Raw genomic sequence first — 9,014 nt, forward strand, 5'->3', positions numbered from 1 at the left:
TTTTTGTCTACTATGCCTTTAAGGGAAAAGGGCGTGTTAAACGCCCTTTGCTTTATCTGAATTATTGCACTTTAAATTGGCTAAACTTAGCCATTACTTTGCCCAATTCAGCTACTCTCCGTTCAATCTTAGCCATATCCGGTTTTTCAGCGGTAATCGCAATCCGCATTAATCCGAGTGAACGTTCAAATTTACCATAGTGAGTTAAACTCATTTCACGGATCGTTTTTTCGTATTTCGCCCAATTTTTACCGAAATAACGTGCCGCCACTCTGATTTGCTTAAGCTCTTTGGTTTGTGCCGCACGTTGTAACTTGTGATAAAGTGGGGTCATTTGTTTAACGAAAGTTTGGTGTTTAGCTGCATAGTCCACCGGATTTTGTTCTTTTTCAAAACGGTATAGATGCTTAGCGACATTTTCTACGTTGGCTAGATCCGTAGTTTTAATTGCTTGGCTTAAAGCATCCGCTACGTTTTACCCGCTTCCGAATGATGCGCCTCAAACTGCTTAAAGGCCTATTGTAAAGCGGTCAAATTTTGCTGAGATTTTGCAACTTCACCTTTTTTAAGCTCTGCCATTGCTTCAGAAAGCTGTACGAATAACGGGCTAACGTCTACTTTCGCTAATGTGATTGAACTAGCAAAGAGCAGAGGAATGATGATTAATTTTTTTAATGTCATTTGCTATTCCTTAGAGTAAATCGAATAAGGCTTTGCCAAGATAATCGTTTTCGTCTTTTACACCGGCAAAGCAGGCAAATAAGCCGCTGCCGATATGGGTAATATATTCGTTCATTTTGTCGATATTTCCTAAAGCGTTTTGTACTTTGATAAATTGCTCGGGGTTTTGTTGGAACGAAATAAACAGTAAGCCCGAGTCAAATTGCCCTTTATCGTCAATACCGCTGGCGTAGGAGAACGAACGTCTGAGCATTTTTACTCCCGTTTTATGGGCAAGGTGTGTATGCGAGATTTCCGGCATCACTGGATTACCTTTATCATCTTTTTTCGCTAGATCGAATTTTTCAAATTCGTGTTTATAACCAAGTGCCGCCCCTGAATCACGATAACGCCCGAAGGTTTCTTCCTGCGATCTTAAATGTGTACGATCTCAAGTTTCTAAGAACATTTTGATACGGCGAACCACTAAATAAGAACCGCCTTGTAGCCAACCGTTTTGTACCCAAACCACATTATCCTGATCTTTTAAACTCTCGGCATTTGCGGTACCGTCTTTAAATGCAAATAAGTTACGTGGCGTTTCATTATTTAAAAATGAGTTAAAGCCCATTTGCGACCATTTCATTTTGACTTCACCACGAACAGCCCGCACTAAATTACGCACCGCATGGAAGGTAACTTGAGGATCGTCGGCACAGGCTTGAATACAAATATCGCCGCCGCTAAATTCAGCTTGCAATTGATCACGAGGAAAGTGTAGCAAATCTTGTAATTCGGTCGGCTTATGTTTTTCAATACTTAATTTTTTAAAGAAAGCAGCACTGATGCCAAAAGTGAGTGTGAGATGTTGCGGATCTAAGCTATCCGCTTCACCGGTATCAGCCGGCGTAACATAGGCATTATTGCTATAGGGTTTTACATTTTACCTTGTGTCAAATTACGGCTATAATTTGTCCAAGTCTGAAAAATTGCTTTCACTTTTACAATATAAGTAGTATCTAAATCCAAGACGAGAAAATAGATATGTTTTTGTGCAGGGGTGACGATACCGGCTTGATGTTGACCGTAAAAAGGATATTGATTCTGTACGTGTGAGCTAAGTTGTCGTGATTCTAAAGCAAAAGTAGGAGCGGATAATAAGCCTGCTCCTACCAATGCGGTGTTTTTTAGAAAATCACGGCGAGAATGTGTGTCTGCCATAATTTATTCCTACCTTATTTCTCTAATAGAACACCTAATTGGGCTAACGGTTCGCCAAGTTGATTTACCGCTTCGGCTAGTGCTTTCACATCCGCTTTTGACAGAGTGTTATAAGCTACGTAATCGTAACCGTCTTTCGATTTATTGTGTTTTGCCAGTAAGGTATTGACTGCAGCAAAGCGAGTGGCAATTTCCGCCGAAAGTTTCGCATCTGTTTTGTCTAATTGCGGTTTAAAGATTTCATAGATTTTTTCTGCCCCTTCAATGTTGGCTTTAAAATCGTAAAGGTCGGTTTTAGAGAAAATTTCCTCTTCGCCGGTTACTTTAGTGGTGGACACCTCACTTAATAAATCGACTGCACCGGTGATCATTAATTCAGGCGTAACTTCCGCCGTCGGAATTTTCGCACGTAATTCTTTAACGTCTTTCAGTAACTGTTCCGCAATAGCTTTTGTACCTTTGGTCGTATTTTTTTCCCATAAGACTTTTTCGATTTTATGGAAACCTGACCAATCTTTTTCCGTTTTACTTTCTTCGGTTAAATCGGCAAGACGTGCATCAATGCGAGGATCTAAATCACCAAAACTTTCGGCAATCGGTTCTGAACGTTCAAAATACATTCGTGCAAGCGAGTAAATTTGCTTCGCTTTTTGCACATCGCCTTGGTTTAAATAATCAACAAACTTTTCCGTATCCGTCACTAATTGATCAATCTGTTCAACCACAAATTGCTTATATACTTCGGTTTCTTTCGTTAAATCTAAAGCAAAAGATTGAGTTGTGAGTAGTAAACCCGAAAGCAAAGCTGCTAATTTTGTTAACTACATAAAAATGTCCTTTTAGCTAAATATAGTGTTGCAACTATATTCTTATTAATAATCATTATCAAATTAATGCTGGTAATTTTGTGATCTAATTCATATTTTTATTTGCAAATTTTCTTAAAAAATTCACCGCTTGCTTATGTTAAAATAACGATAAATTTTCTCGGATAGGATGTTATATGAGCAAGCAAGGCAAACCTTTTATTTTACACAGCCCGTTTAAACCCTCTGGTGACCAGCCGTCAGCGATTGCCAAATTGACCGAAGGGCTAAATGACGGATTGGCACATCAAACGTTACTTGGGGTAACCGGTTCGGGTAAAACCTTTACCATTGCCAATGTGATCGCTCAACTCAATCGCCCTGCTATGTTGCTTGCGCCGAATAAAACCCTTGCCGCCCAGCTATATGCTGAGATGAAAGCCTTCTTCCCTGAAAATGCGGTGGAATATTTCGTTTCCTACTATGACTATTACCAACCGGAAGCCTATGTGCCGAGTAGTGATACTTTTATCGAAAAAGATGCGTCGATTAATGAACAAATCGAACAAATGCGACTGTCGGCAACCAAATCATTCCTTGAACGCCGAGATACCATCGTAGTTGCCTCGGTTTCTGCCATTTACGGTTTAGGGGACGTGGACGCCTATATGCAAATGATGTTGCATTTGCAGGTTGGGGCAATTATCGACCAACGAGAGATCCTCGCTCGTCTTGCCGAATTGCAATATACTCGCAACGATCAAGCATTCCAGCGTTCGACTTTCCGTGTGCGTGGCGAAGTGATTGATATTTTCCCGGCTGAATCGGATGAAATGGCGTTACGTGTCGAATTATTTGATGATGAAATCGAAAGCCTCTCGTTATTCGATCCGCTTACTGGACATAGCTTGGGCAAAGTACCTCGCTACACCATTTATCCGAAAACTCACTATGTTACCCCTCGTGAACGTATTTTGAATGCAATTGAAGAAATCAAACAAGAACTGGTGGAACGCTGCGAATATTTCATCAAAGAAAATAAATTGTTGGAAGAACAACGCATTACCCAACGTACGCAATTCGATATTGAAATGATGAATGAGTTGGGCTATTGCTCGGGTATTGAAAACTATTCACGCTATCTGTCAGGCAGAAAAGAGGGCGAACCGCCTCCGACATTATTCGATTATATGCCGGCGGACGGTTTGCTGATTATTGACGAAAGTCACGTTACCGTACCACAAATCGGCGGTATGTATCGAGGCGACCGAGCTAGAAAAGAAACACTAGTGCAATACGGTTTCCGTTTACCGTCTGCGTTGGACAACCGTCCACTTCGTTTTGAAGAATTTGAACGCCTTGCACCGCAGACGATTTATGTCTCGGCAACACCGGGTAATTATGAATTAGAAAAATCGAATGGCGATGTAGTGGATCAGGTGGTTCGTCCAACGGGATTATTAGACCCGATCATTGAAGTGCGTCCGGTTGCGACGCAGGTTGATGATGTACTGTCCGAAATTCACAAACGAGTAGCGGTAGATGAACGTGTACTAATTACTACGCTAACCAAAAAAATGGCAGAAGATTTAACCGATTATCTCGATGAACACGGTGTGCGTGTGCGTTATTTGCATAGCGATATTGACACGGTAGAACGGGTGGAAATTATCCACGATTTACGAATGGGGATGTTTGACGTATTGGTCGGTATCAACTTATTGCGTGAGGGCTTGGATATGCCGGAAGTGTCGCTCGTGGCGATTTTAGATGCGGATAAAGAAGGCTTTTTACGTTCCGAACGATCATTAATTCAGACTATCGGACGTGCTGCTCGAAATCTTAACGGCAAAGCGATTCTCTACGGCGACCGCATTACCAATTCTATGCAAAAAGCGATCACCGAAACCGAACGTCGCCGAGAAAAACAACAAAAATACAACGAAGAACACGGTATTATCCCGCAAGCCCTTAACAAAAAAGTAGGAGAATTGCTCGACATCGGACAAACCGACAAGCCGAAACGTGGCAAACAAGCGGTCAAAATTGAAGAAAAATCTGCAAATACCTACAAACCAAAATCCCGCAAAGAGCTGGAAAAAGAGCTCAAACAATTAGAACAACAAATGCGAGATTTCGCTAAGGAGCTTGAGTTTGAAAAAGCCGCTGCAGTAAGGGATAAAATTGGGCAGTTAAAGGCGGTGTTGTTGGAGGTTTAGTAAACAGCGGTCAAATTTATTGAAAATTTTGGGATAGTGGACAAAATTTTGTAAATTTCAAAAAATCAAGCGAATTTAACCGCTTGCTTTGACATTGGTATCGTATAGTCATATATTAAAGCATATGCCAAACCTCTCATCAAAAGGAGCAATAAAATGGAAAAAGTCGCACGTTTATTTAGAAATGGGCGTAATCAAGCCGTACGATTACCTGTTGAATTTGAGTTTAATGCGAAGCAAGTTTATGTGTTTAAAGAAGCAAACGGCGATATTACGCTTTCGATACGTTCTCGCAATCAGCAAAATTGGCAGAAAGTCTTTGAGTTATTACCAATGCTTGAATGTGATGAGCAGTTTTTATCAGAACAAGATCGCAAGCAAGAAATGGCAACTCGAGATCCGTTCGAGGGCTTTTAAATGTATATGCTAGATACTAATACGGTGAGTTATTTCTTTAGGCAAGAGCCTACTGTGGTTAAGAAACTACAACAACTTAATCCGAAATTGATTTGTATTTCATCGGTCACGGCTGCAGAGTTGTTTTATGGTGTAAAAAAACGTAATAATCAGAAACTTACTGCATTTTTAAATACTTTTTTATCTGCAATTACGGTGATGGATTGGGATTATCAAGTGGCGGAAGTGTATGGTCAGCTGCGAGCAGAGATGGAACGAGAAGGCAAAATCATGGGCATTCAAGATCAAATGATTGGAGCTCATGCCCTAGTAACAGAATGTATTCTTGTTTCCAGCGATAAAGCCTTTCAATTTATCCCTAATCTCGTATTAGAAAATTGGTGGAAGTAATTTCTGCCCTAGCTCAATATCCAAAAGTTAGTTTAATTTACGATTACATCTTAAATTAAACTAACTTTTTCTTTACTTGTACTGTATTTTCTAGTTTAATTTACGATATTATCTTAAATTAAACTGATTTTTAGCTATGAAACTTTACTCACGCCAAATGAAGCCGTTGATTGAGGCTTTAATCAAACAATTTCCTGCGGTGTTGGTGACAGGACCAAGACAAGTGGGGAAATCCACGCTGTTACAGCATATTAGTGAAGATTATCAATATGTGACCTTTGATGATCCGATGGTGCTATCAATGGCAAAAAACGATCCTAGCTTATTTATGCTTAACTATTCAGGTAAGTTGATTTTAGACGAAGTGCAATATGTACCGGAGTTATTTTCTAGCTTGAAATTGGTGATTGATAAGCAAAAAACGTCAGAGTTGTATTTGCTTTCTGGTTCGCAAGCCTTTCACTTAATGCAAAATGTGACGGAAAGCCTAGCGGGGAGAGTAGCGGTGTTGAAATTACAAGGTTTCTCGTTGCGAGAAATTCAACAGCTAGATTTTTCGTTACCTTTTATTCCTACGCAAGATTATATTTTTGCTCGAGAGAAAGTGGTACAACCTATTGAAAACATTTGGAAAATTATTCATCAAGGTTATATGCCACGCTTGTATGAGCAAGAAACAAATTGGGAAATTTACTATGCTTCCTACGTTTCCACCTATATTGAACGAGATGTTCGCTCACTCACGAATGTGAGTAGTATCACGGATTTCACTCGTTTTATGGTAGCGATTGCCGCTCGTAGTGGCGAGTTGCTAAATTACAGCAATGTGGCACAAGAAGTGGGCGTGTCGATGGATACTATCAAACGTTGGATGGCGATTTTGGAAACCTCGGGAATCATTTATTTGCTCAAGCCATACAGCAATAATCATCTCAAACGAGCGATTAAAACCCCAAAAGTGTATATGTTGGATACGGGGTTAATGGCGTGGCTAACCAAATGGATCACGCCCGAAACTATTTCAAAAGGGGCTAAAAGCGGTCAATTTTTGGAAACTTTTGCCGTGAGCGAAATTATTAAATCTTTCTACAACAAAGGGATAGAGCCGCCGATTTATTTTTATCGAGATACCAATCAAAAAGAAATTGATTTACTGATTGAATATGACCGCACTTTATACCCAGTGGAAATCAAAACATCGGCAAGCCCTGATAAAAAAATGGTCAAGGCTTTTAGCATTTTGAAGGATAATTTTCCTGAATCCGAAATTAAAATCGGCATAGGCGTGATTATTAACCAATATCCACAACGTTTGTGGTTGGCGGAAGATTTAGTTGCTTTGCCTGTTTGGTATATTTAAGTTTAATTTTACAGCTTCCCCTCTCTCTGATTTTTCGCAAAGCCGTTGCTTTGCTCAAGTCTGTCTCTCTCCCGCAAGGGGGAGAGAGTTGTTTATGACAAGCGGTTGAATTTATTGAAAACTTTGCAAATTGCAAAAAATTCAGCGGATTTGACCGCTTGTATATGATTTAAATTTAGGCGGATTGTGCTAGAAAATGTTGTAGGACATTACACTCTCTCCTCTTGCGGGAGAGAGACAGCTTGTTGAAGCGTGTAGCGAAACAAGCAGAGAGAGGGGGAAAAATATCCCCAAAGTCAGTTTGATTTACGATGTTATCTTAGATTAAACTGACTTTTTCTTTTTTTATGCGGTTTCTTTGTAAAATTTGCGAGAAATCAGACCGCTTGCTTGTGTTAGAATAAACAAATATTTGAAGAGGAGAATAGTATGGATCTTGCCTATCTAGCTGAATTGCCGAGAGAAGAGTTTGTTGAGCGTAGAAATAGTGTGTTTGAGCAAATGCAGGATAATTCTGCGTTGGTGGTGTTTACTGAAACTGAGAAACGCCGTAATAGTGATTGCGATTATTTATTCCGTCCAGATAGTTATTTCTGGTATTTAACCGGTTTTGCCGAGCCGAAATCTGCGTTGTTGCTGATTAAAAAAAACGGTAAAAGCGAGAGTGTGATTTTTGTGCGTAAAAAAGCTCCGCTAATGGAAACGTGGAATGGTCGCCGTTTGGGGATTGAAAAAGCCCCTGAAACCTTGAACGTGGATTTGGCGTTTGATATTGAGGATGTTTCTCGTGTTTTTGCAGAAAAAATGCAAAATTTGACCGCTTGTTATTATGCGAAAGGCTTACAGGAATGGGGCGATAGCATAGTGGCGGAACAGTTTGCAGAGGTTATTGATTGGCAGCCGATATTGTCGGAAATGCGTTTGATTAAATCGACAGCGGAGATCGCTTTGATTCAGCAAGCCTGTCATATCTCGGGATTGGCACATATTCGTGCGATGAAACAAACTCGCCCAAATCGTTATGAATTGGAAATTGAGGGCGAAATTCAGCACGAATTTACCCGCTTTGGGGCGAGATTCCCTGCTTATAATTCGATTGTAGCAAGCGGTGAAAATGCCTGTATTTTGCACTATAACGAAAATGATCAAGTGCTAAAAAACGGCGATTTATTGCTGATTGATGCTGGGGCGGAATTTTCTCACTATGCTGGCGATATTACCCGTACCTTCCCGATTAACGGTAAGTTCTCTGAACCACAACGAGAGATTTATCAGCTCGTATTGGACGCAATGAAAGAAGCAGCTAAATGGCTTGTTCCGCAAAGTTCGATCAAAATTGCTAATGAAAAGGCAGCACAAGTGCTAACCGAAGGTTTAGTCCGCTTAGGTATTTTAAAAGGCGAAGTGGAGCAGTTAATTGCTGAGAAAGCCTATCGTCAATTTTATATGCACGGCTTGGGACATTGGCTTGGTTTAGACGTTCACGATGTGGGCAATTATGGCACGGAAAAAGATCGTCCGCTTGAAATCGGTATGGTGTTAACGCTTGAACCAGGTTTATACATTTCGAGTGATGCAGATGTGCCGGAGCAATACAAAGGCATTGGCGTACGAATTGAGGATAATTTATTGATTACCAAATATGGTAATAAAAATCTGACAAGCGGCTGCCCGAGAGAAATTGCTGATATTGAAGCAATTATGAATGTTCAGTAGATAGGAAAAGTAAATAACCACAGAACGCACGGAATACACGGGAAAGTTGTTTGTATGACGTGAAAACTGTGGTTTTTTTAGGCATAGTAGACAAAAAGGTTGGTGTTTTGCAAAACTATGCCTCTATTGGACAAAAGGGTTGGTAATGATTATTTTTAGATCATCATTATGATCTGCCCCCCAAAGTTGGACTAAACCTCCAACAGGTTAAGGTGCAGATTTTTC

The 9,014-nt window shown here is 40.3% G+C and carries 6 protein-coding genes and 2 pseudogenes; 5 read left to right on the forward strand and 3 right to left on the reverse strand.

Annotated elements, in window-relative coordinates; all coding sequences use genetic code 11:
* Positions 1-61: 61 nt before the first annotated feature.
* The 3 genes and pseudogenes from HMPREF0027_RS13010 to efeO form a co-directional block, all read right to left on the reverse strand.
* Positions 62-681: pseudogene (locus HMPREF0027_RS13010) on the reverse strand (Fe2+/Pb2+ permease).
* Positions 682-691: 10 nt separating this feature from the next.
* Positions 692-1,881 (reverse strand): annotated as a pseudogene (efeB, locus tag HMPREF0027_RS04925) (iron uptake transporter deferrochelatase/peroxidase subunit).
* A gap of 14 nt (positions 1,882-1,895) precedes the next feature.
* The gene (efeO, locus tag HMPREF0027_RS04930) at positions 1,896-2,684 is read right to left on the reverse strand and encodes an iron uptake system protein EfeO (RefSeq protein ID WP_005622712.1); all 789 of its coding nucleotides are present in this window, start codon (positions 2,682-2,684) and stop codon (positions 1,896-1,898) included.
* A gap of 200 nt (positions 2,685-2,884) precedes the next feature.
* Between efeO and uvrB the strand changes: the two genes are divergently transcribed.
* The 5 genes from uvrB (at position 2,885) to pepP (ending at position 8,789) form a co-directional block, all read left to right on the forward strand.
* Complete coding sequence (gene uvrB, locus HMPREF0027_RS04935; RefSeq protein WP_005622714.1) at positions 2,885-4,906, forward strand: excinuclease ABC subunit UvrB; 2,022 nt, start codon at positions 2,885-2,887, stop codon at positions 4,904-4,906.
* A gap of 156 nt (positions 4,907-5,062) precedes the next feature.
* The gene (locus tag HMPREF0027_RS04940; protein ID WP_005622716.1) at positions 5,063-5,323 is read left to right on the forward strand and encodes an antitoxin; all 261 of its coding nucleotides are present in this window, start codon (positions 5,063-5,065) and stop codon (positions 5,321-5,323) included.
* Positions 5,324-5,713, forward strand: coding sequence for a type II toxin-antitoxin system VapC family toxin (locus HMPREF0027_RS04945; protein WP_005622718.1), 390 nt, complete (start codon positions 5,324-5,326; stop codon positions 5,711-5,713). It abuts the gene before it with no gap.
* A gap of 136 nt (positions 5,714-5,849) precedes the next feature.
* Complete coding sequence (locus HMPREF0027_RS04950; RefSeq protein ID WP_005622720.1) at positions 5,850-7,073, forward strand: ATP-binding protein; 1,224 nt, start codon at positions 5,850-5,852, stop codon at positions 7,071-7,073.
* 429 nt (positions 7,074-7,502) lie between these two features.
* Entirely contained in the window at positions 7,503-8,789 is a 1,287-nt protein-coding gene (gene pepP, locus HMPREF0027_RS04955; protein WP_005622722.1) for a Xaa-Pro aminopeptidase, read from the forward strand.
* The last annotated feature ends 225 nt before the right edge of the window (positions 8,790-9,014 follow it).

The organism is Actinobacillus ureae ATCC 25976, from assembly GCF_000188255.1.
Classification (GTDB): domain Bacteria; phylum Pseudomonadota; class Gammaproteobacteria; order Enterobacterales; family Pasteurellaceae; genus Actinobacillus; species Actinobacillus ureae.

What these genes read in the sequence shown, in the direction of transcription:
- uvrB (WP_005622714.1), top strand. Translation starts at nt 2,885, where the DNA reads ATGAGCAAGCAAGGCAAACCTTTTATTTTACACAGCCCGTTTAAACCC.
- HMPREF0027_RS04940 (WP_005622716.1), top strand. Translation starts at nt 5,063, where the DNA reads ATGGAAAAAGTCGCACGTTTATTTAGAAATGGGCGTAATCAAGCCGTA.
- HMPREF0027_RS04945 (WP_005622718.1), top strand. Translation starts at nt 5,324, where the DNA reads ATGTATATGCTAGATACTAATACGGTGAGTTATTTCTTTAGGCAAGAG.
- HMPREF0027_RS04950 (WP_005622720.1), top strand. Translation starts at nt 5,850, where the DNA reads ATGAAACTTTACTCACGCCAAATGAAGCCGTTGATTGAGGCTTTAATC.
- pepP (WP_005622722.1), top strand. Translation starts at nt 7,503, where the DNA reads ATGGATCTTGCCTATCTAGCTGAATTGCCGAGAGAAGAGTTTGTTGAG.